This is a genomic window from Christiangramia crocea (assembly GCF_022410465.1).
Classification (GTDB): Bacteria; Bacteroidota; Bacteroidia; order Flavobacteriales; family Flavobacteriaceae; genus Christiangramia; species Christiangramia crocea.
Genome location: NZ_JAJSON010000027.1, coordinates 104,007 through 126,451 on the forward strand (window position 1 = coordinate 104,007; position 22,445 = coordinate 126,451).

The window sequence follows — 22,445 nt, forward strand, 5'->3', positions numbered from 1 at the left end:
GTTCTATTTTTCTGCCTCGCCCTTCATCGGAACAAAACTCACCAGAATGAGATCTTCTTGTCTGAATTCCTTTTCTCCTGTCCTTTCGATGAGGATTAGTCGCTGATTGGACATTCCCACAGGGGCAAGAAGTCTGCCGCCAACTTTAAGCTGTTGTTTAAGCGGAAATGGGATAAAAGGAGGGGCGGCGGTGAGCATGATCGCATCGAATGGTGCCTTTTCAGGCCAGCCTTTGTAACCATCTCCTTGCTTTATGCTTACATTTTCAACACCGGCCTTTTTGAGGTTTTTCTTAGCAGTTTCTACGAGCCATTCAATAATCTCAATACTGTATACTTGCTTTGCCAGTTGGGCCAGAACAGCGGCATTGTATCCGCAACCGGTCCCGATCTCAAGTATATTGTTTTCAGAAGTGATTTTAAGTGTTTTTGCCATGTAAGCCACTATGTATGGCTGACTTATGGTTTGTCCTCCTCCAATTGGCAGGGGGCCATCATCGTAGGTGTGTGGCTTAACATCATCAGGAATAAACAGAGACCGGTCTACCTTCCGCATTGCATCTAAAACCCTGGGGTCTTTTATACCCCTTGCTTTTAGTTGGTTTTCGATCATTTCTTCTATGGTGGTATACATCTTCCTGAAATTTAAAGAAGTGTAGCTTAAATTTAAGAAATGTTTATTCCAATAAGAAGATTATCAGATTTTTATGATTTTTTTAGGTGGAAAATCAATTGATCAGAAGTGAAGGTGTTCTGTTTGGTAAAAGCTATCGCAGTACAAGTTTTGAGATTATTTCCTCTCCCATTTCCTCATTTAGTATCCTTATTATCTTTTCTTTTCCATAGCTGAGTTCTTCACGCAGAACAGAGGAACTTAATTGTACATATAGCACACCGCTCTTTAATTTCATTCCGGTAGTATATTTCTCTATAGCAGGTCCCATCTGGCTGTTCCATACATCTCGTATCTTCACTTGGTTGAGGCCTTTTTCTAATTTATTTTCATCTACGAAACTCTTGAGCAAATCGCTGAGTTTCATTTCTTCATTCTTTCTCCTTTTCATCATTTTCGGTTAATAGGGGTGTATATTTCTGGTAGTAGTAGATTTTATCGTCACTATTTATTACAACAAGCTCTTCTCCGTTTGCTTTCAGTACTTCTTCTTTCCAGTTATCGAAAGGAGTGGAATAATACAGAATGAGCTTATTGTCTTCTATTCTGGCAGTTACTTTTTCGGCATCATTGGTGGCGATATATCCACCGCCAAATTTTGGCTGGAGTTTTTTTCGGAATCCCGTCGAGTCTGCGATCTCTATATAATCGATATACTGACTCAGGCCGTATTCCATAACCGAGTCTTTTTCCAGCTCCACTTTTTTGATTTCCCAGTAGCCATTTATGTTTTCCAGTTGTGTGGCAGGATCATTTTTACCGCAGGAAATGAAGGCTACTATGGAGATTATTGTAAGGATTCTTTTCAAAGCTTGAATATTTTATAAGACTGGTTACTGTTTTTGACTACTTTTTCGGTTCGGTCGGCATGAGTATCGCTAAGGAATATCTGCCCCAGTTCATTGGTCGCTACCAGGGCAACGATATGCGCCACACGGCTCTCGTCCAGTTTATCGAAAATATCATCCAGCAATAAGATAGGGTTTACTTTGCTTATTTGTTTAATAAAATCGAACTGTGCAAGTTTGAGTGCAATCAAAAAGGACTTTTGCTGTCCCTGGGAACCAAATTTCTTGATAGGATGTCCTTCTATTTCGAAACTAAGATCATCCTTATGTGTTCCAACCGAAGTATACTGTAAAGCCATATCTTTCTGAAGGTTTTCTTCGAGTAAGGAAGAAAGCGAATTATCATAAAGCTGACTTTTGTAATTAATATGTACCTCCTCTTTGTTATTGGTAATATCAGCATATCTTTTATTGAAAATAGGAATGAATTCCTTCAGGAACGCTTTTCTCTTTTCAAAAAGTTCCTGCCCCAGGCTGCTCATTTGGAGGTTATATACTTCGAGGGTATCCCTGTCAAAAGTATTATTCGCGGCGAAATATTTTAAAAGTGAATTGCGCTGGGAAACCAGTTTGGTATACTGAAGCAGTTTATCAAGGTATGCATGGTCACTTTGTGAAATAACCCCATCCATGAACTTTCGGCGGGTTTCCGATCCTTCAATTATCAGGTCCCTGTCTGCTGGTGAAATAATAACCGTAGGAATAAAACCTATATGATCGCTTACTTTATCGTATGCCTTATTATTTCTTTTTATGATCTTCTTCTGACCTTTTTTTGCACTCACCAGGATCTTTTCTGACTTATCGTTCTTGATGAATTCACCATCAACCACAAAAAAGTCGGAGTCATGATTTATATTTTGTGAGGTAACGGGATTGAAATAGCTTTTTCCAAAAGAGAGGTGATAAATACTGTCCAGAACATTCGTTTTACCTACCCCGTTATTCCCTACCAGGCAATTGATTTTTTCATCAAAATCAAATTCAGCTGTCTTAAGGTTCTTATAGTTAAGCAGGCTAAGATTCTTTAAATGCATAAATCGCTGTGTTTCAGCTGAAAATTAGTATTCCGGATTAATAAGGAATGAGTTTCAAAAGGACCCGAAATTATTGAAAAAATACAAATAATTTCCCTTTTAATTTTCACAAAAAATTATATTTTTGCCACGCATTAACAATTTTTTATGGCAACGTATAAGAAAAGAGGATATAAGCCTTCTAATCAGGAGGAGAAAAAGAAATCGGCAGAAGAAGAGTCTACAACTGCAGAGGTTTTCAATACTTTAGACGAGAGTGCAAGTAGGACCGAAACCTGGGTAGCCGATAATCAGAAGTATATCTATATTATAGTGGGAGTCGCTATTGTTGCTGTATTGGGTTATTTAGGGTATAACCGTTTTATTCTTGAGCCTAAACAAACTGAAGCTGCCAATGAAATGGCGCAGGCTCAGGATTATATGTCTTCTGCTTTAAGAGCTAGCGGAGCACAAAGTGATTCTTTATACAATCTTGCCCTTAATGGGGGAGAGGGGAAATACGGGTTTTTAGATATCATTGAGAACTACGGTGGGACAGATGCTGCCAATCTTGCACATTATAATGCCGGATTCGCTTTTCTAAGAACTGGAAAATATCAGGAGGCCATCGAGCAGCTTGAAGACTTTAGCAGTGATGATGAGGTTTTAGCAGCTCTTGCTACAGGAGGAATTGGTGATGCTTTCATGCAGTTGGATCAACCGAATGAGGCTCTGGGTTACTATGAAAAAGCTGCCGAAATGAGATCTAACTCATTCACTACTCCAAGATTTTTATTAAAAGCGGCCATTACGGCTATCAAGTTAGGGGATGCAGATACTGCTGAAGAATACTTACTTCAGATTGAGGATGAATATCCGGATGCTCCTGAAGCTGAAAAGGTCCCGATCTACCTTGGTCAGGCTCGTGCTATGATAAACTAAAAATGACTGTCCGGAAAGGCACCTGAATTCCTGAAACTGAATTCATATGTCACATCGAGCTCAGTCGAGTTGTTTTTTATCCTTCGGCTTTGCTCAGGAAGACAAAAGCATGAAGGAAATGTGCAAACGGACAAACATTAAATAAATTATGGCTACAGAAGGTAAGAACCTTTCACAATACGATAAAGATAAGATCCCAAACGCGAAAGACTTTCGGTTTGGGATTGTTGTTTCAGAATGGAACGATGAGATCACAGAAGGACTTTTTCAGGGGGCTTTTGATGCCTTTATTGAAAATAGTGTTCAGAAAGAAAATATTGTACGCTGGAATGTGCCCGGAAGTTTCGAGCTTATCTATGGCTGTAAGAAGATGCAGGAAAGCTTCGAGATGCTTGATGCTATCATAGCTGTTGGGAGTGTGATCCAGGGGGAAACCAAGCATTTCGATTTTGTTTGTGAAGGAGTGACCCAGGGTATCAAAGACCTGAATGTTAAGCACGATATTCCAGTGATCTTTTGTGTGCTTACTGATGATAATATTGAGCAGTCCAGAGCCCGGAGTGGTGGAAAACACGGTAACAAAGGAACCGAAGCGGCTATTGCCGCAATTAAGATGGCTCAGCTTAGAAAGGATGCGAAATTCTATAAGGGTTAAACTTCAATTTTTCTTCTTCTCAAAACGGCATTGTTATTGCTTTCTTTATTAACACTCCATTACTTCGGAATTTTGAAGCATTTTGAGTAAATTTGGAACAGCAAACAATCTACAGTTTTGAAAATCAGTTTTAACAAAATCAGGAAGAATACCAGGTATAACTATACCCCGCGTTATTATAAGGGTAAGGATACCGGGAATATCTATGATTTTGATTCTAAATTCAATAAATATAAAGAAGCCACTAATGCGATAGATTTTGGTTCCCAGTGGGCAGAGGCACGAAAAGACAGCCGTACCAGGGGAAACAGAAGTATTAACAGGCGCGTGATTTATATCATTATAATCTTACTTTTCATTTGTCTGTGGATATTAGATTTTGATTTGTCCATTTTCTCGAATCCCCGTTAAATGAGTAACGTAATTCAATTGTTGCCCGATCATGTTGCCAACCAGATCGCTGCGGGTGAAGTGGTGCAACGTCCGGCCTCGGTAATAAAAGAACTTCTCGAAAATTCAATAGATGCTAAAGCTAGCCGTATCCAGGTGGTTATTAAGGATGCAGGTAAAACCCTTATTCAGGTTGTTGATGATGGAGAAGGAATGAGCCTTACCGATGCCCGGATGAGTTTTGAACGGCATGCCACCTCCAAGATCAAGCTGGCAGATGATCTTTTTAGTTTGAAAACCAAAGGTTTCCGCGGGGAAGCCCTGGCTTCGATAGCTGCGATTGCCCATGTGGAACTCAAGACGAAGACCGAAGAAGATGAGGTGGGAACCTGCATAAAAGTAGAAGGTAGCAAGGTGGTTTCCCAGGACCCCTGCGTGACTCCCAAAGGGACCAGCATTTGCGTAAAAAACCTTTTTTACAATATTCCCGCACGCCGGAATTTTCTGAAATCTGATAATGTTGAAACCAGGCATATCATTGATGAATTTCAACGTGTGGCTCTTGCTCATCCTGATATCAGTTTCTCCCTTACTCACAATGGGAATGAACTTTTTCAGTTACCTCCCACTAATTTCCGTCAGCGTATCACCAATATTCTTGGTGGAAAGACCAATGAAAAACTGGTTCCTGTAGAAGAAGATACCGAAATAGTCAAAATTTCCGGTTTTGTAGGGAAACCAGAGTTTGCCAAAAAGAGCAGGGGAGAGCAGTTCTTTTTTGTAAACAACAGGTTCATAAAAAGCCCATATCTGAACCATGCGGTGGTAGCTTCCTTTGAAGGCCTGCTTAAAGAAAAAAGTTATCCAACCTATTTTCTTTATCTGGAAGTAGACCCCAAATCTATAGATATAAACATACATCCAACGAAGACCGAGATCAAGTTCGATGATGAACATGCTTTGTATGCTATCCTGAAAAGTGCAATCAAACACAGTCTTGGTCAGTTCAACGTGGCACCTATGCTCGATTTTGAAAGGGATTCTGAACTGGATACTCCATACGATTACAAGAACAAAGAGGTTAATACCCCACATATAGAGGTAGACAGGGATTTTAACCCTTTCCAGAATGAAGGAAACAGGGGAACTTCGTTTTCGGGCGGAGGAAATTTCAGAAGGGAGAAGCCGGCTGAGTGGGAAAGCCTGTATTCCGGTATGCAACAGGAAACCGAGACAGATGTTGATATCAAACAGATCGAATTTGAGAGCGAGGAGGTCACTGGTGATCTTTTTGGCACAAGAGAAGAAGCACCCGAAAAATCAACTTTTCAGCTTCATAAAAAGTATATCGTTTCTACTTTAAAAAGCGGAATTCTCGTTATAGACCAGCACCGGGCTCATACCCGTGTACTTTATGAAGAATTACTGAAAAATATAACAGTTTCAGCGGCTGTGAGTCAGCAACTTTTATTTCCTTTGAAACTTCAGTTCAATTATAATGAAGTTGAAATGCTGAAGGAGTTAATGGAATCACTGGAGCAGACAGGCTTTATTTTCTCTGAGATCAATAAGGAAGAGCTGGAGATTACGGGAATTCCAACCCTTATTTCCGAAAGTGAAGTGCAGATTTTACTGGAACAGTTGCTTGCCGATTTTGAAAAGGATGTGCCACATGATGGCTTTTCGCAAACCGATTTGCTTGCGAAGTCACTGGCCAAATCCATGGCGGTAAGATCTGGAACCTTGCTAAACTCTGCCGAGCAGCAACATATTGTAAACCGGTTATTTGCCTGTAAGGAACCGGCACTTAACCCTTTTAATAAAACCGTGTTCATAACCTTATCGGTTGATGAACTGGATAAAAAATTTGCCTGATGGGAAGAATGACAGAGACCGTAAAGGTTCTATTGATCATAAATGTAATTTTCTTTATTGGTAGTCAGCTAATCGGCGATGCAGCATACGAGTATTTCGCGCTCTGGTTTGTAAAGAACCCGAACTTCCAGGTTTGGCAGATAATAACCCATATGTTTATGCATGGCGGTTTCATGCATATTCTCTTTAATATGTATGCGCTATGGGCCTTTGGAAGTCCTATTGAACAGATGCTTGGGCAGAAAAAATTCTTGTTCTTTTATTTTTCAGCCGGTATAGGTGCGGCGCTGCTGCATACCCTGGTGAATTTTTATGCTTATCAGAAAGGATTTAACGGTTTGCTGGAACTTGGCTGGACTCCGCCCGAGATCATGAACTTTATTCAGGAGGCCTATGCCTCTAACAGATTCAGGATTCCTGAAGGAATGAACGAGGGAACCCTAAGGTCTATGTTGCAGGCTTTTTCGAATCCTGCTGTGGGAGCTTCGGGAGCAATATACGGGATACTTGTGGCGTTTGGTATGATGTTCCCTAATGTGCAATTATTTCTATTGTTTGTTCCCGTGCCAATTAAGGCCAAATATTTTATTCCCGGATTAATTGCATTAGATTTGTTTTCAGGCTTCACCGGTTACTCAATATTTGGTGGATCCATTGCACACTTTGCCCACGTAGGAGGAGCCTTATTTGGCTTCTTAATGATGTACTACTGGAAAAAGAATCAGTTTAACGACAATCGCTGGTACTGATGAGGTCTTCAGATAAGATCAGATATAAGATACAGACCGCTACGGTCACAGAAAAGCTCATTGGCATCAATGTGCTGGTCTTTATATTGTTCTTTCTTCTAAGGACACTGGCCTTTCTATTTCAACTGCCTTCAGATTTTCTGCTGGAATGGTTTGTTTTTCCAAAGGAACCCCTGGAATTCATTTTAAAGCCATGGTCTATAATTACTTATTCCTTCCTGCATAGCGGGATATGGCATATTCTTTCTAATATGCTTATCCTGTACTTTTCAGGAATCTATTTTCTGAATTACTTTTCTCCCAAGCGACTATTGAATTATTACTTTCTGGGGGTGATCATCGGTGCTTTGGTTTATATGCTTAGCTACAATCTTTTTCCTGCTTTTCAGGGAACCGGGCGTTCCTATTTGATGGGAGCTTCGGCCGGCGTAATGGCGGTGCTTATTGGTATTGCTTCTCATATTCCGAATATGAGAGTAAGACTTTTGCTTATTGGCAGTATAAAATTCTGGTGGATCGCCGCATTTCTGGTGGTGATAGATATCATTCAGATCCCTATGGGGAATGCCGGAGGACATTTAGCACATCTTGGAGGAGCCGCGCTTGGTTATTTCTATACGAACCAGCTTAAAAAAGGCAATGATATTGGCAAATGGTTTGAAAATTTGATGGATGGGATCGCTGCCCTGTTCAAACCTCGCGAGAAAAAGGCAAAAATGAAAACTGTTCATCGTTCAGGGAAGACTGCCAAATCCAGCGGGACACGTCAAACAAAGAGCATGGATGGGCATGATAAGCAGAAAAAAGTGGATGCCATTCTTGATAAGATCAGTAAAAGCGGCTATGATAGTCTAAGTAAAGCAGAAAAAGACTTTTTGTTCCAGGCTGGAAAAGAAGATTAGATGAAGAAACTGAGCATCTTTGATAAATTCATTTTTATATTGAATTCGCTGGCGGCAACAGCACTTTTATTTTCCTATTTACTGCCTCATATTCCACCAAAATCTTTTCCGTTACTTTCGGTATTGAGCCTTGGTGTTCCGGTGCTTATTATACTCAATACTTTCTTTTTGCTTTACTGGGTGCTCCGGCTAAAGAGGCAATTATTGCTTTCTCTCATTGTACTCTTGCTTGGATATAATTACGTTACCAGTTTTGTGAAATTCTCGAGGCCAGAGATCGATGATGAAAAAACGGCTGATATTTCAGTAATGAGTTACAATGTGAGGATGTTCAATGCCTATAAATGGTCTGAGAGAAAAGATATTCCGGAAAAAATCACGGAATTCGTAAAAGAAAAGGATCCGGATATTCTGTGCGTTCAGGAGCACTATGTTGGGGCGGTCCAACTTTCAGATCATTATCCATATGAGTATGTTAAACTAAAGGACAAGAACTCGGAATTTGGTTCGGCTATCTTTTCCAAATTTCCTATACTAAAAAAGCATTCTGTAGACTTTCCTCATGATGGTAATAATAATGCAATTTTTGTGGATGTCCTGATCAATAAGAAAGACACCGTAAGGATCTTCAATGTTCACTTTCAATCCCTTAATATCAAACCGGGAATCGATGATCTCCAGAAAGAGGATTCAAAAAAATTACTCGGGCGTATAGGCTACGGATTTTCACTTCAGCAGGAGCAGGCAGAAATGATGATGAAAGAGGTGAATAAGTCACCATATCAAACCATTATAGCAGGTGATTTCAATAATACAAGCTTTTCGTATATATATGACCTGGTAAACAAGGAGGAGAGGTTTAAAGATGCTTTTCTGGAAGCTGGCAGCGGATTTGGGAAAAGTTTTAAGCTTAACTATTTCCCTTTAAGAATTGACTTTCTTCTGATAGAAGAAGAAATGGAAATTGCCGAGTTTCAGAAGTTTGAAGTTGATTATTCCGATCATTATCCCATCTTAACCAGGATAGGACTCTAGATCCTGGGACTCCAGGTATTCCAGGGCAGCATTTCCTTCATTAAAGATAAGATCAAGAATACAAAGATCTGTTAGAAAACCTTTTTTTGAATTAAAGACCTGAGTATAAGGTGTATTTTGAAATCGTGGTTTTGATTTAGCATTTATCAGATTCCTTAGGTTAATAAGCTCGGCAGGTTTCAAAATGAATTCATCGGTCTTCTCAAACTGCCAGTCTATCTGGAGGCAATCGGCTACGAACTCCATACATTGATAATTGAAATCCATTAGATATTTGAATTCCTTCTGATAAAGCGGATAAAGCTCGTCTTCATAGAACTCAAAGAAAGGAGAGGTTTGATAAGAGGCTTTAAAGGCTCTCCAGTGCTGGGTCTGCCAATCAAAACTATTTTCTATTTGGACATCTTTGTACTTCTGTCTCCCGTTGGTATTAAGGCCAAGAGCTGAGCTGTGTTTTATTGGGATGTTAAGGTTTAGCCTGCCATTGGCATCATATATATACATTCTGTTGCGGTAAGTCTGTTTCTGATAATTGTCTTCATTCTCAAGAATGACCTTTTCAGCCTTTACATAGGCAACCCATTGGCTTATTGGGCCAAAATAGGCAGGATGTAACAGTACCGCTTTCATGTGTCTTATGCTTCTCTACGTTTTTTGAAATACCTCCAGCCAAAGAAGATCACCAGAACTATAAGGAAATATGGAAGAAAGGAGGTAGGTTCACCGTCACCTTTAACGGTGGTGAAGACCCTGTCCCATCTTATCTTATCAAATCCGCTTGCGTTGGAATCCCAGCTCATCCAGATGAATACGGGTTTTCCCACGATATGATTTTCGGGAACGTATCCCCAGGTACGGCTGTCTTCCGAATTATTACGGTTGTCACCCATCATCCAGTAGTAGTTCTGTTTGAAGGTATAAGAATCTATGGGTTGCCCGTTAAGGAGTACCTGAGTACCATTCACACTTAGTTTATTATTCATGCCCATTTCTTCACCTTCGTAGGTCTCGATAATTTCCTTGTAAAAAGGCATGCTCCCCGGAGTGATTTCAACCGTTTTACCTGCTTCGGGGATATAGATAGGCCCAAAATTGTCGTTATTCCAGTTTCGCTTGCCGTCATTAGGGAAAAGCGATGGATTTTTCACCCCGGCCGAATCAACATATCTTCTTATGGAAGCTACATTAGGATGATTTTTGAAACGTTCAAAATTCTCTTCAGACAGTGCCCGGATAACAAAGAAATTGTTATTTGGATTATATGAATAGCCATCGGTTATATCATATAACTTGTAAAGGCTTTGCGGGTTAAAGGGCTGACCTTTTGTTTGACCCACATAGGAAAACTGTGGTTTAGCCCTGTCAGGTAGCTCCAGTTGCTCCCCGTTAATATGAACATAACCATTCACTACAGAAAGCGAATCACCGGGTACCCCAACGGCTCTCTTAACGTAATTGGATTTTTTATCGACAGGTTTTTTATAATGCTTCCCCGAACGATCAAAGAACTTGCGAACGGTGTCTACCGGCCAGTTAAAAACAACAATATCGTTGCGCTCTACATTCTCAAAACCAGGAAACCTGAAATAAGGGATCTGCGGCTTATTCAAATAAGATTTCACTCCCAGTCCCGGAATGGTATCGTGGACCATAGGAAAAGCGACGGCTGTTTGAGGAACTCGTGCGCCGTAATGGAATTTGCTCACAAAAAGGAAATCACCAACCAGTAAAGTCTTTTCCAGTGAGGAAGTAGGTATGGTGAAAGGCTGCATTAAATAAGTATGCACTATGGTTGCCGCGATCACCGCGAAAAGTATGGAGCTTATCCATTCACCTGCCTCTGTTCTGGGTTTAAGATCACGGTCAACGATATAGGCATCTTTGGTGGCATAATTCACATAGTAGATATAGAAACCTAGAGTGAGTACGACCAAAAATGTCTCGGTGGTAGAATGTCTCCCGAAACTTCTAATGGTTTCCACCCAGACTACCGGGAAGATGATAAGGTTTACTATTGGGATGAACATAAGAAAAACCCACCATTTAGGCCGGTTGATTATCTTCATCAATATTATTGCATTATAAACGGGTACAGCTGCTTCCCAGGCTTTTCTACCTGCTCTCTGATAAAGTTTCCAGGTTCCGAGAAAATGAATTACCTGAACAAACAGGAAGAATAGAAACCATTCGGTAAATGTCATATTTTATAATCTTTACAGTATAAGGCCAGTTTTAGCGCTAAATGTTACAATTAATTTTGAAAAAGATCGGCCAGGACATCCTTCATAGTGAAGATTCCGGTTTTATCTTTTAAATATTCGGCTGCCACTACCGCGCCAAGGGCAAAGCCCTGTCTTGATTTAGCGGTATGGACAATTTCTATCTTGTCTATTTCTGAATCGTAAGTGACTGTGTGGGTGCCCGGTACATCTTCAACTCTTTTAGCATAAACAGGGATTTCATCCTTTTCCGCATCGTCCAGTTGCCAGCCGTTAACCCTAGGATTCTTTTCAATGATCTGTTCAGCCAGGGTAATGGCAGTTCCACTTGGAGCATCGAGTTTCTGAACGTGATGTATCTCTTCGATCTCTACCGAATAATCTTCCAGGCCTTTCATCATATTGGCCAGTTTTTGATTGAGTTCAAAAAAAACATTCACCCCAAGACTAAAATTGGAAGCATATATAAAAGCCGTATTATTTTCTTCACAGACCTTTTTTGCCTTCTCGTAATGATCGAGCCAGCCTGTAGTTCCGCTAACCACGGGAATGCCCTGCTTAAAACAGGTGGTGATATTCTTAAAAGCAGCTTTTGGAACACTAAAATCGATCGCAATATCAATTTTCGAATTGTCAAGATCATAATTCTCTATGTCTTCCTCAACCTTCAGCACAATCTTATGTCCTCTTTTTTCAGCAATTTCTTCTATTGCTTTTCCCATCTTTCCGTAACCTAATAGCGCGATTTTCATCTTAAAAATTAAAATTTAATGTGAGTCCGTAATTCGTCTTTCCAGATAAGGCATCAAAATCCATATTCGGCCTTACGGTAAGGTCTTCATCTACGTTGAATTGCCTTAGATGAGCTTCAACATTAGCGTCAACTATATTCAGTATATAGACTCCAACCGTAACAAGGATGGAGATCTCCTTATTTTTCTGATAGAATTCCTGAGCCCGTATTAGTCCATCTGTGCTTATCCTGCCATTAAATTCATCGACTCTGCCAGCCAGCCGGTCTTTATAGGCATTTCGGTATCTATCGTACTGTTTGTCGTTTTCCCGGTAGAAATAGATGCCTGTTGCTAAACCTCCATAGGCAATAGGAATTTTCCAGTAGCTTCCATTATAGGCCTGTCCCAGACCAGGAAGGATCGCAGAATAAAAAGCAGCTTTTGAGGGCGCCAGAGCGTTATAGGGTTCATAATCCTTTTCCTGTTCCTCAGCTATCTCTTCGGTTCTTACCGAAAGCGTATCCTCCTGAGCATTGCTAAATGATGCAGAAAGCAGAAAAAAAAACAGGAAAAAGAGTTGATTATTCTTCACCCTGGATTAATTTTTTAATTCTTTCGAAGTCTTCTTCTGAAGAAAACGGAATAGTTAATTTTCCGCTACCTTTTTTCGTCACTTTCACATCCACTTTAGTACCAAGATATTCTGAAAATTCCTTGATTCCCTTCTTATAGGTTTTTGGCACTGAAGTTTTCCTGGCTGTTGCAGACTTTGACTTATCCCCATTATTCAGATCACGAACCAACTGCTCGGTTTCTCTTACAGATAGAGATTTCTGCAGGATTTTTTCATAGATATCCAGCTGTTTTTGAGTATCATCTATATTGATGAGAGCTCTGCCGTGCCCCATGCTCAAAAAGCCGTCACGCATTCCTGTCTGGATTATCGGATCCAGTTTTAGAAGCCTTAAATAATTGGCAATGGTAGATCGGTTTTTCCCGATCCTTTCACTTAATTGTTCCTGGGTGAGATTGATCTCATCTAACAAACGCTGATAAGAAAGAGCGATCTCTATAGGATCCAGATCCTGACGCTGGATATTTTCGACCAGGGCCATTTCAAGTGATTCCTGATCGTTGGCGATCCTGATATAAGCCGGTATGGTCTCCAGACCTACCAGTTTAGAGGCCCGGTAACGTCTTTCTCCTGATACCAGCTGATATTTGTTAAAATCAAGCTTTCTAACCGTGATTGGCTGTATAACTCCCAGTTCACGAATGGAGGAAGCAAGTTCTTTTAGGGATTCTTCGTTAAAACTTGTACGTGGCTGAAACGGATTGACTTCGATGGAAGACATTTCCAGTTCCACAATATGTCCAACCAGTTTGTCGGCATTTTTATCCTCTGCAGATTTTATATCATTATCCGGATCTTTCAGCAATGCTGAAAGTCCTCTCCCCAATGCTTGTTTTCTGGTAGCCTTCGCCATTTTTACTGGTTTTTCTTTATAATTTCATTTGCCAGACTCAGATAATTGCTGGCTCCTTTGCTTGATGCATCATAATTGATAATGCTCTCTCCATAACTGGGTGCTTCACTTAAACGTACATTTCGTTGAATGATTGTTTCAAATACCATCTCGTCAAAATGCTTTTTCACCTCTTCAACAACCTGGTTAGATAGCCTTAATCTTGAATCGTACATTGTAAGTAACAATCCTTCGATATCCAGCTTATTGTTATGGATCTTCTGTACACTTTTAATGGTGTTCAGTAGTTTACCGAGCCCTTCAAGTGCAAAATATTCACACTGGATAGGGATTATAACAGAGTCTGATGCCGTAAGCGCATTCAGTGTTAGCAGTCCCAAAGAAGGTGCGCAATCTATGAGGATAAAATCATAAAGCTCACGCAGCGGTTCAATCGCCGTCTTAAGCATGGATTCCCTTTTTTCCTGATCTACAAGCTCTATCTCTATAGCCACCAGATCTATATGTGCAGGGATGATGTCCAGGTTAGGGGAGCTGGTTTTCTGTATAGCATCTTCAGCCTTGATGGAATGTTCCAGCAACTGGTAGGTGCCATTTTCGACTTCTTCAACATCTATTCCCAGGCCTGAGGTTGCATTGGCCTGAGGGTCGGCGTCAATCAATAATATCTTTTTTTCCAGAACCCCTAAAGAAGCTGCAAGGTTCACAGATGTGGTGGTTTTTCCCACGCCTCCCTTTTGGTTGGCAATAGCAATGATTTTACCCATTAATTGTGTACAATTTTTGAAAGGTAAAAATACAATTTATTATAGGTTTAGAAAATGAAATTGTTAACAGCTTCTAAATAAAAAACCCGGCCAAATCTTAATAAAACCGGGCATTTCTCTAATTTTTAAAAAAAATTTGGGATTTTTTGTTGAAAACTGGTGCGTTGAGAAGACCTATTTATCCTTTTTGGCCTTGATCATATTCTCCAGCATATCCCACATTTCCTCAGGAACGGCTTCCAGTAAATTGAACTGTCCGGCACCTTTTAACCATTCTCCACCATCAATAGTAATAACTTCTCCATTTACATAAGCTGAAAAATCTGAAACAAGATATGCGGCAAGATTTGCCAGTTCCTGATGGTCTCCAACACGTTTTAGAGGCACCTTTTTAGCAAGATCGAATTTCTCTTTAAGATCTCCCGGTAAAAGCCTGTCCCATGCACCTTTGGTAGGGAATGGGCCGGGAGCTATAGCGTTGGATCTTATTCCGTATTTTGCCCACTCCACGGCAAGAGATCTTGTCATTGCAAGCACACCGGCTTTCGCAGTTGCGCTTGGAACCACATAGGCTGAACCTGTCCAGGCATAAGTGGTCACAATATTTAGTACTGTCTTATTTTCTTCTTTTTTGTCTATCCAGTGTTTACCCAGAGCAAGCGTACAGTTCTTGCTTCCTTTTAGCACGATATCGATGATAGTGTCAAAAGCATTAGCGCTGATTCTCTCTGTTGGAGAGATGAAGTTTCCGGCAGCGTTGTTCAGCAGAATATCGACAGAACCAAACTCATCGATCACCGCATCACGCATAGCTTCGACCTGATCATAATTTCTTACATCGCACTGAACGGCAAAACACTTACCTCCGGTCTCCTCTTCAAGTTCTTTAGCGGTATTTTGAAGCTTTTCGAGATTTCTTGAAGTGATCGCCACTTTGGCTCCCAGTTCCAGGAAATATCTGGTCATCGATTTTCCGAGTCCGCTACCCCCTCCGGTAACGATGATATTCTTCCCTTCAAGGGCATCATCACGAAGCATTTTTTTCTTTAAGTCCATATTTTCAGTGTCAGAGTATTATTAATTTATTGAGCAATCATTCCGAGCTAAGCCGGGAAATCCTTTCGCTGAAGCTATAAGCTCTGAGAAACAAGCTTTAAGCCATTTATTCGTCTATCAAAATTTCCAGCAATTGAATGGCCGCGTCACTTATCTTGGTCCCGGGACCAAACACAGCCACAGCTCCTGCATCAAAAAGGAACTGATAATCCTGTGATGGGATCACTCCTCCCACGATCACCATGATATCCTCTCTTCCCAGTTTCTTTAGTTCTTCTATTACCTGTGGAACCAGTGTTTTATGTCCCGCAGCCAGGGAGGAAACTCCCAGGATATGCACATCATTTTCAACGGCCTGTTGCGCAGCCTCAGCCGGAGTCTGGAAAAGCGGACCAATATCCACATCGAAACCAAGATCGGCATAACCCGTAGCAACCACTTTGGCGCCGCGGTCATGGCCATCCTGTCCCATTTTAGCGATCATGATCCTGGGCCGGCGGCCTTCCATTTCGGCAAATTTATCAGCCAGTTCCCTGGCTTTATTAAATGAGCTGTTATCTTTCATTTCTTTTGAATATACTCCGCTAAAGGATTGAATTTTTGCCTTGTACCTTCCATATACATCCTCCAAAGAATCACTTATCTCACCCAGACTTGCTCTTTCTCTGGCGGCTTCAACAGCCAGAGCCAGTAAATTAGCATTTTCTTCTTTAGCAGCCTTTCTTAGTTTTTCCAGAGTCTGCTGGACTTTTTCCTCATTCCTTTCGGCTCTTATTTTTTCAAGTCTGGCAATCTGCTGTTTTCTCACGGTTTGGTTATCCACTTCAAGTGTAACCAGCTCATCTTCTTTGTCCAGTCGGTATTTATTCACCCCAACGATCACATCGGTCTCGCTATCTATTCTTGCCTGTTTTCTGGCTGCAGCCTCCTCAATTCTCATTTTTGGAATTCCGGCTTCTATAGCTTTCGTCATTCCTCCAAGCCCTTCAACTTCTTCTATAAGTTTCCAGGCTTTTTCAGCGATCTGTTCCGTTAATTTCTCCACATAAAAACTTCCTGCCCATGGATCGACAGTTTTGATGATATTAGTTTCCTGCTGAAGGTATAATTGTGTATTTCTCGCGATCCTTGCTGAAAAGTCTGTAGGTAGAGCAATGGCTTCATCCAGCGCATTGGTATGTAGGCTCTGGGTTCCGCCAAAAGCAGCCGCTGCAGCTTCTATACAGGTTCTCGCAACGTTATTGAAAGGATCCTGTTCAGTTAAACTCCAGCCGCTGGTCTGGGAATGAGTTCTTAAGGAAAGGGATTTAGGATTTTTAGGGTTGAACTGCTTTACCAGCTTTGCCCACAACATTCTGCCAGCCCGCATTTTTGCGATCTCCATAAAATGATTCATTCCAATTGCCCAGAAAAACGAAAGCCTGGGAGCGAAACTATCGATATCCATTCCTGCCTCCAGACCTTTTCTGATGTATTCAAGTCCGTCTGCCAGAGTATAGGCCAGTTCAATATCACAGGTAGCACCGGCTTCCTGCATATGATACCCGGAAATGCTTATACTATTGAATTTAGGCATATTTTGAGAGGTATACTCGAATATGTCTGAAATGATCTTCATCGAAGGAGTGGGAGGGTAGATGTAGGTGTTCCGCACCATAAATTCCTTTAGAATATCATTTTGAATGGTCCCGGAAAGCTGTTCAGGTTTTACGCCCTGTTCTTCGGCTGCTACTATGTAAAATGCCATGATTGGAAGTACGGCTCCGTTCATGGTCATGGAAACCGACATCTTATCCAGCGGGATCTGATCGAAAAGGATCTTCATGTCCTCAACGGAATCTATGGCAACTCCGGCCTTTCCCACATCTCCAACAACACGATCATGATCTGAATCATAACCTCTGTGAGTTGGAAGGTCAAAAGCCACAGAAAGCCCTTTCTGACCTGCAGCCAGATTTCTTCTGTAAAATGCGTTGCTTTCTTCGGCTGTTGAAAATCCTGCATACTGGCGAATGGTCCATGGCCTGCTAACATACATTGTACTATATGGTCCGCGTAGATAAGGTGGGATGCCAGCAGCGAAATTCAAATGTTCAGCTTCTGAAATATCTTCCTTGGAATATGAGGTTTTGATCTCAATTTCCTCGGGTGTGATAAAGGTCTCCTTTTTGGACTCAGGAACCTGGGTTACCAGATCCTTATCGTCAAGGCTAATATTTTGAAGATCTTTGCGTTGCATAAATCTTAGTTTTATTGGGTTGGCTGGCTTTGCTTTTCTTCTTCAAGTCGTTCCTTTTCAGTCTCTTCACTCAGCCTTCTTTCAAGTATAGGTTCAATCAAAGTCTTTCTCGGGTTTTTTTTCAGAAATGGATAGAGTTCGATATCATCCTGCATCCTGTCCTGGGGATTCTCAAATTTATTGGTCCCGATAAGTACAAGTTCTCCATTATCGAATTTTTCCTGTTCGGCAGAAGCACTTTCCTTTATTTTCCTCTGAATCACCCCAGCTTTTAATTCTTTCAGGAAGCCTCCGCCTTTTTCGATTTCCTTAAAAATTTCAAGAGCCTGTTCAGCCAGCTGCCTGGTGATGGATTCTATATAATAAGTTCCTTCAGCAACATTACCCACTTTATCCAGGTAACTCTCATTTCTCATGATAAGCAGCTGGTTCCTGGCGATACGGTCTCCAAATTCATTATCCTTATGATAGATAGCATCGTAAGGCATGTTACAAATGGCATCGGCACCACCCAGAATTGCGCTCATACTTTCGGTAGTTGTACGCAACATATTCACATTGAAATCATAAAGGGTCTTGGTCCTTCTGGTTGGTAATGCCAGTACGTGGCAATTTATACTGAACCCAAATTCCTTTGAGATGGTGGTATACAGCCAGCGCAGAGCTCTGATCTTGGAGATCTCGAAGAAATAATCCGGTCCCACCGAAACCTGGAACTGAAATTTGAAATCTTTCCTTCTTTTTTCAGGCAGGTCTGAAAAATGATTCAGGTATTCCGTAAGATGGGCCATAGAATAGGCGAGTTGTTGCGGAATGTTCGCTCCTGCATTCTGATACAATGACAGGTTGATACTTATTACAGATTCAAAATTTTTGGAACTCTGAACGATCTGTTCCAATTGGGAATGATCAGATTTCAGGTTATCGAACCAGTTTCCTGTCCTTGCCAGTTTTCCTATGATATCTGTTTGCAGATATACTTTATAAGCTTTTCCTGAAAGAAAATCGTCAAGTTTTATTACATAATCTGCATCAAGGAACTGAAGCTCCAGATAGATCTCAATATCTTCCTGAAGATTATTCAGTAGTTCTTCGAAAACGATTTCTTTAGAAGGTAAAATAAACCAGATCGCTTCTGTCCCTCTCTGAAGTTTCTCCCTGGCCTTCCTATTGGCATCTCCTGCTGAGGTTACATAGACCTTCTCACAAATATGCCAGTGGGCGGGATTAGAGACTTTAAGCGTTTCTTCAACATCCTCTGTTGAATAAAAAGGTTTTATATCAATGCCGTGAAGTGTTTTGGTTACCAGCTTTTCGTTATAGTCGGCACCCTTCAGATCGGCCTGGATCTTCTGTTTCCATTGTTTTGCAGAAACTTCTTCAAATTCCTGAAATAACAATTGTTTCATTATCTAGTTGATTTTGATTGGAAGGAATCGTGAAAGATTAATCTACGGTATCATATTCTATGATGTAAATATCCTCATTGGCTCTCTTCATATAGTATTTCTGCCTGGCGAACTTTTCGAGTTCAACAGAGTCCTGAAGATTTTCAATCACCGCTTTATCTTTCGCAATTTCGTTTTGATAATATTTTCTATTGTCCTGTAATTCATTTATTTCCTGGTCGAGCTCATGGTGTATGAACCATGAATTAGTGTCCAGGAAGATCATCCATCCGGCGAACACAAGACTTATCAGCACATATTTATTGCTGATAAACCTGAACCAGGGCTTTTTACGCAGGTCTTTAAACTTCATACGCTTTAAAGATACAAAATTAGGTTAAGCGATCTTTGATAATGGTTTGAACGATATCAACAGCCACAGTATTGTAGCGGTTTGTAGGAATGATGATATCTGCAAATTCCTTGGTTGGTTCAATAAATTCCTGGTGCATAGGCTTAAGAGTGGTTTGGTATCTCCATAGAACCTCTTCCAGATCACGGCCTCTTTCAGCGATATCCCTTTTCAACCTGCGAATTAACCTTTCATCACTATCGGCATGCACATAGATCTTGATATCAAAAAGCTGCCTTATTTCTGGATGAGTGAGAATAAGGATACCTTCAACTATAATTACTTTTCTGGGCTGTATCTCTATGCTCTCTCCGGTACGGTTATGATCCCTGAAAGAGTAAATAGGCTGCTTAATGCTCTTTCCATTTTTCAGTTGTTTAAGATGTTCTCCCAGAAGTTCAAAATCTATAGATTTTGGATGATCAAAGTTGATCTTTTTTCGATCTTCGAATGAAAGGTGCGAGGTGTCCTGGTAATAGGAATCCTGTGAAATAACGTCTACCTCTTCGTGCTTTAGTTCGTCTATGATCTGATTTACCACCGTGGTCTTTCCGCTTCCCGTTCCCCCGGCAATGGCAATAATTAGCATATTCCTGAAAATTTGTGCAAAGGTAATTATTAGTTTTATAAATCCGGTTTTCAGGGAATGCCGATAGGGGGAAGTTGCCGGAATAAGAAAACCGGTCTGAAATTCAGCCGGTTCTCATATATTAAATTAAGGAATATTTGTTATTCTTCTGCTTTCTGAACTTTTGCAACTTCTTCAACAGTTACCATATCGTCTATATTATTAGACCAGGAATTCATAACATAGTTCATGGCATCAGCCACTTCCTGATCGCTAAGTCCCATAGGTGTCATGATATTATCATATTTCTCACCATTAACTTCGATAGGCCCCTGCATTCCGTATTTCACACCTCTGATGCTTTCTTCTCTTTTTTCGGTAAGCCAGTTAGAGCCGTCGAGGGGAGGATAGGTACCAGGAATTCCTTTACCGGTTGGTAAATGACATGTCACACATAAGTCCTGGTAAACTTCTTTACCTCTTTTGATACTGGCAGTAAGTGGAGTCTGTTCACTAGATTTTTCAGAAGCCGGGATCACATAGGATTCCTCTTCCTGATCTTTTTCTTTTTTGTCAGATTTACAGGCAACAAATGTTGCAGCCAGTCCAATTACAATAAGCAATTTTTTCATGATTTATTGGTTGTTTTGAGTAAGTTTTGCAATTCCTTTTCCTTCCACGGCTACATAGATATTTCCATCCGGCCCCTGGATTACATCTCTGAGTCGGCCGATATCTTCGAGCAATTTGGTTCTTTTACTAATCTTTTTTCCGTCCAGTTCCAGGTGTTCCAGGTATCTGAATTTTAATGAGCCTACCAGAAGATCTCCCTGTAATTCAGGGAATTTATCAGATGTAACATAGGCAAATCCACTTGGTGCAATGGAGGGTAGCCAATAAAAAATAGGGTCTTCCATTCCAGGTTTCGATCTTTCATCGGTGATCGGAGTACCATCATAATTCTCACCATAAGTTACCACCGGCCATCCGTAATTGGCTCCTTTCTTCACTACATTTATCTCGTCTCCTCCCTGAGGTCCGTGTTCGTGTACCCAGATTTCATTGGTCTCGGGATTGAAAATCATACCCTGAGGATTACGATGACCATAGGAGTAGATTGCTTCCACCGCATTTTCTTCACCAACAAACGGATTATCAGAAGGCACACTTCCGTCATCATTCAATCGGTAAACTTTCCCATTGTCCCTGGTGATATCCTGAGGATTTACATCTCTTGCTCCGCGATCTCCTGCACTAAAATACAGATAGCCTTCTTCGTCAAAAGAGATACGCGATCCAAAATGCTGGCCTTTAGTGGTATTAGGAGAAGCTTTGTAAAGCACCTCTTTATTTGTTAACCGATTTCCTTCAAGTTTGGCACGCATAAGGGCAGTATTGCCGCCTTCACCTTCACCTTCAGTAGAGGAATAAGTGAAATACATCCAGCCATTATTTTCATAATCGGGATGTAATGCTACATCCAGTAAGCCTCCCTGGCCACGATTATACACTTCAGGTCCACCCTGAATATTTATCTTTTGTCCATCCTTAAAATGAATTATATCTCCGTTTTTTTCTGTGATTATGATACTACCATCTGGAAGGAATTCGAATCCCCATGGAATTTTAAGTCCTTCAACCACCATTTCATAGGAATAGGCATCTGAACTTTCTGCGGGAATTGGGTCGGGGACCTCGGTTTGTTCTGATTGTTCTTCTGAGGTCGTTTCGGTGCTTTCTTCTGCCTTAGCGGTATCTGAAGTATTACCATTTTCACCACAGGAATAGACGCTAAAAATTAGCGTAAACAGGAATAATATTTTTTTCATAGCATTATTATTTTGACTTGAATAAATAATAAAAAACTAAGATATAAAAAATTAGAACTTTTCATTGTGAGCGGTGAATAATTATTATATTTGCCGCCCAATTGGGGCTGAATGGTCATTGGTTTCACCGGTGAACCGGCAAGCTAAAAAGATTCGGTCTGAATCTTGAATAAAAAATATTGAATGAATTGCGTAAGCAATTTCGGGGTGTAGCGTAGCCCGGTTATCGCGTCCCGCCTTTAGCGGGAAGGCCACCGAAACGTAAAACTGAAAATAATGTTTGTGTACATTCTTTTTAGTGAGAAAAGTTCAAGATATTATGTAGGTCAAACTGCAGATATCGAAGATAGATTAAAAAGGCACAATTCAGGGAGAGTTTATTCTACTAAATATGGAATTCCCTGGAAAATTGTTTTGCGAAAAGAAGTTTCAAATCGTTCCGAAGCAATGGCTTTGGAAAATAAGATTAAAAAACGAGGAGCAAAACGATTTATTGATGATCATCGGGATATATTGTAGCCCAGTTATAAACTCCCGCTTAGGCGGAAGGCCATATATTAAGCGGCAGAGTTGAAATACTGATTAAATTATACACCATACGGGGTGTAGCGTAGCCCGGTTATCGCGCCTGCTTTGGGAGCAGGAGGCCGCAGGTTCGAATC

25 protein-coding genes are annotated in these 22,445 nt (G+C 40.8%); 8 read left to right on the forward strand and 17 right to left on the reverse strand.

Going from position 1 to position 22,445, the window contains the following annotated elements; genetic code table 11:
• Window positions 1-3 precede the first annotated feature (3 nt).
• The 4 genes from LU635_RS15955 to recF all read right to left on the reverse strand — a co-directional run bounded on the left by LU635_RS15955 (window position 4) and on the right by recF (window position 2,557).
• Complete coding sequence (locus LU635_RS15955; protein ID WP_240100520.1) at window positions 4-633, reverse strand: protein-L-isoaspartate(D-aspartate) O-methyltransferase; 630 nt, start codon at window positions 631-633, stop codon at window positions 4-6.
• Between the two features lie 133 nt (window positions 634-766).
• Window positions 767-1,063 carry a DciA family protein gene (locus LU635_RS15960; RefSeq protein ID WP_240100521.1) on the reverse strand — a complete coding sequence of 99 codons (297 nt, stop codon included), beginning with the start codon at window positions 1,061-1,063 and terminating at the stop codon, window positions 767-769.
• Window positions 1,044-1,481 carry a lipocalin family protein gene (locus tag LU635_RS15965; RefSeq protein ID WP_240100522.1) on the reverse strand — a complete coding sequence of 146 codons (438 nt, stop codon included), beginning with the start codon at window positions 1,479-1,481 and terminating at the stop codon, window positions 1,044-1,046. Before LU635_RS15965 ends, LU635_RS15960 begins: the two co-directional genes overlap by 20 nt.
• Window positions 1,478-2,557: a DNA replication/repair protein RecF gene (gene recF, locus LU635_RS15970; protein WP_240100523.1), complete on the reverse strand. Its 1,080-nt coding sequence runs from the start codon at window positions 2,555-2,557 to the stop codon at window positions 1,478-1,480. The genes LU635_RS15965 and recF overlap by 4 nt, the downstream gene beginning before the upstream one ends.
• Before the next feature lie 147 nt (window positions 2,558-2,704).
• On the opposite strand from recF, the gene LU635_RS15975 reads away from it, so the two are divergent.
• The 7 genes from LU635_RS15975 (at window position 2,705) to LU635_RS16005 (ending at window position 9,084) form a co-directional block, all read left to right on the forward strand.
• Complete coding sequence (locus LU635_RS15975) at window positions 2,705-3,478, forward strand: tetratricopeptide repeat protein (protein WP_240100524.1); 774 nt, start codon at window positions 2,705-2,707, stop codon at window positions 3,476-3,478.
• A gap of 148 nt (window positions 3,479-3,626) precedes the next feature.
• A complete protein-coding gene (ribH, locus tag LU635_RS15980; protein WP_240100525.1) occupies window positions 3,627-4,133 on the forward strand; it encodes a 6,7-dimethyl-8-ribityllumazine synthase in 507 nt (168 codons plus the stop codon).
• A gap of 117 nt (window positions 4,134-4,250) precedes the next feature.
• On the forward strand, window positions 4,251-4,544 hold the full coding sequence (locus tag LU635_RS15985) for a hypothetical protein (RefSeq protein WP_240100527.1): 294 nt from the start codon (window positions 4,251-4,253) through the stop codon (window positions 4,542-4,544).
• Window positions 4,545-6,398 carry a DNA mismatch repair endonuclease MutL gene (gene mutL / locus LU635_RS15990; protein ID WP_240100528.1) on the forward strand — a complete coding sequence of 618 codons (1,854 nt, stop codon included), beginning with the start codon at window positions 4,545-4,547 and terminating at the stop codon, window positions 6,396-6,398.
• The gene (locus tag LU635_RS15995; protein ID WP_240100529.1) at window positions 6,398-7,147 is read left to right on the forward strand and encodes a rhomboid family intramembrane serine protease; all 750 of its coding nucleotides are present in this window, start codon (window positions 6,398-6,400) and stop codon (window positions 7,145-7,147) included. The genes mutL and LU635_RS15995 overlap by 1 nt, the downstream gene beginning before the upstream one ends.
• Window positions 7,147-8,049: a rhomboid family intramembrane serine protease gene (locus tag LU635_RS16000; RefSeq protein ID WP_240100530.1), complete on the forward strand. Its 903-nt coding sequence runs from the start codon at window positions 7,147-7,149 to the stop codon at window positions 8,047-8,049. Before LU635_RS15995 ends, LU635_RS16000 begins: the two co-directional genes overlap by 1 nt.
• Entirely contained in the window at window positions 8,050-9,084 is a 1,035-nt protein-coding gene (locus tag LU635_RS16005) for an endonuclease/exonuclease/phosphatase family protein (RefSeq protein ID WP_240100531.1), read from the forward strand. It abuts the gene before it with no gap.
• On the opposite strand, the gene LU635_RS16010 is transcribed toward LU635_RS16005, so the two are convergent.
• From LU635_RS16010 to LU635_RS16070, 13 genes are all read right to left on the reverse strand, one after another.
• On the reverse strand, window positions 9,064-9,714 hold the full coding sequence (locus LU635_RS16010; protein WP_240100532.1) for a WbqC family protein: 651 nt from the start codon (window positions 9,712-9,714) through the stop codon (window positions 9,064-9,066). The genes LU635_RS16005 and LU635_RS16010 overlap by 21 nt on opposite strands.
• Before the next feature lie 5 nt (window positions 9,715-9,719).
• Window positions 9,720-11,285, reverse strand: coding sequence for a signal peptidase I (lepB, locus tag LU635_RS16015; RefSeq protein WP_240100533.1), 1,566 nt, complete (start codon window positions 11,283-11,285; stop codon window positions 9,720-9,722).
• 50 nt (window positions 11,286-11,335) lie between these two features.
• Window positions 11,336-12,055 (reverse strand): 4-hydroxy-tetrahydrodipicolinate reductase, encoded by a 720-nt coding sequence (dapB, locus tag LU635_RS16020; RefSeq protein ID WP_240100534.1) that lies wholly within the window; start codon window positions 12,053-12,055, stop codon window positions 11,336-11,338.
• 1 nt (window position 12,056) lies between these two features.
• Entirely contained in the window at window positions 12,057-12,629 is a 573-nt protein-coding gene (locus tag LU635_RS16025; RefSeq protein WP_240100535.1) for a DUF5683 domain-containing protein, read from the reverse strand.
• Window positions 12,619-13,524 (reverse strand): ParB/RepB/Spo0J family partition protein, encoded by a 906-nt coding sequence (locus LU635_RS16030; protein WP_240100537.1) that lies wholly within the window; start codon window positions 13,522-13,524, stop codon window positions 12,619-12,621. The genes LU635_RS16025 and LU635_RS16030 overlap by 11 nt, the downstream gene beginning before the upstream one ends.
• Before the next feature lie 2 nt (window positions 13,525-13,526).
• Entirely contained in the window at window positions 13,527-14,291 is a 765-nt protein-coding gene (locus tag LU635_RS16035; protein ID WP_240100538.1) for a ParA family protein, read from the reverse strand.
• Between the two features lie 174 nt (window positions 14,292-14,465).
• Complete coding sequence (locus LU635_RS16040; protein WP_240100539.1) at window positions 14,466-15,347, reverse strand: SDR family oxidoreductase; 882 nt, start codon at window positions 15,345-15,347, stop codon at window positions 14,466-14,468.
• Window positions 15,348-15,453: 106 nt separating this feature from the next.
• The gene (gene scpA / locus LU635_RS16045; RefSeq protein ID WP_240100540.1) at window positions 15,454-17,586 is read right to left on the reverse strand and encodes a methylmalonyl-CoA mutase; all 2,133 of its coding nucleotides are present in this window, start codon (window positions 17,584-17,586) and stop codon (window positions 15,454-15,456) included.
• Window positions 17,587-17,597: 11 nt separating this feature from the next.
• Window positions 17,598-18,995 (reverse strand): methylmalonyl-CoA mutase subunit beta, encoded by a 1,398-nt coding sequence (locus LU635_RS16050; protein ID WP_240100541.1) that lies wholly within the window; start codon window positions 18,993-18,995, stop codon window positions 17,598-17,600.
• 37 nt (window positions 18,996-19,032) lie between these two features.
• Complete coding sequence (locus tag LU635_RS16055) at window positions 19,033-19,347, reverse strand: FtsB family cell division protein (protein ID WP_240100542.1); 315 nt, start codon at window positions 19,345-19,347, stop codon at window positions 19,033-19,035.
• Window positions 19,348-19,366: 19 nt separating this feature from the next.
• The gene (udk, locus tag LU635_RS16060) at window positions 19,367-19,975 is read right to left on the reverse strand and encodes a uridine kinase (protein ID WP_240100543.1); all 609 of its coding nucleotides are present in this window, start codon (window positions 19,973-19,975) and stop codon (window positions 19,367-19,369) included.
• A gap of 140 nt (window positions 19,976-20,115) precedes the next feature.
• Entirely contained in the window at window positions 20,116-20,586 is a 471-nt protein-coding gene (locus LU635_RS16065; RefSeq protein WP_240100545.1) for a c-type cytochrome, read from the reverse strand.
• Window positions 20,587-20,589: 3 nt separating this feature from the next.
• Entirely contained in the window at window positions 20,590-21,783 is a 1,194-nt protein-coding gene (locus LU635_RS16070; protein ID WP_240100547.1) for a PQQ-dependent sugar dehydrogenase, read from the reverse strand.
• A gap of 276 nt (window positions 21,784-22,059) precedes the next feature.
• Here LU635_RS16070 and LU635_RS16075 point away from each other — a divergent pair, with 276 nt between their 5' ends.
• On the forward strand, window positions 22,060-22,302 hold the full coding sequence (locus LU635_RS16075) for a GIY-YIG nuclease family protein (RefSeq protein WP_240100548.1): 243 nt from the start codon (window positions 22,060-22,062) through the stop codon (window positions 22,300-22,302).
• The last annotated feature ends 143 nt before the right edge of the window (window positions 22,303-22,445 follow it).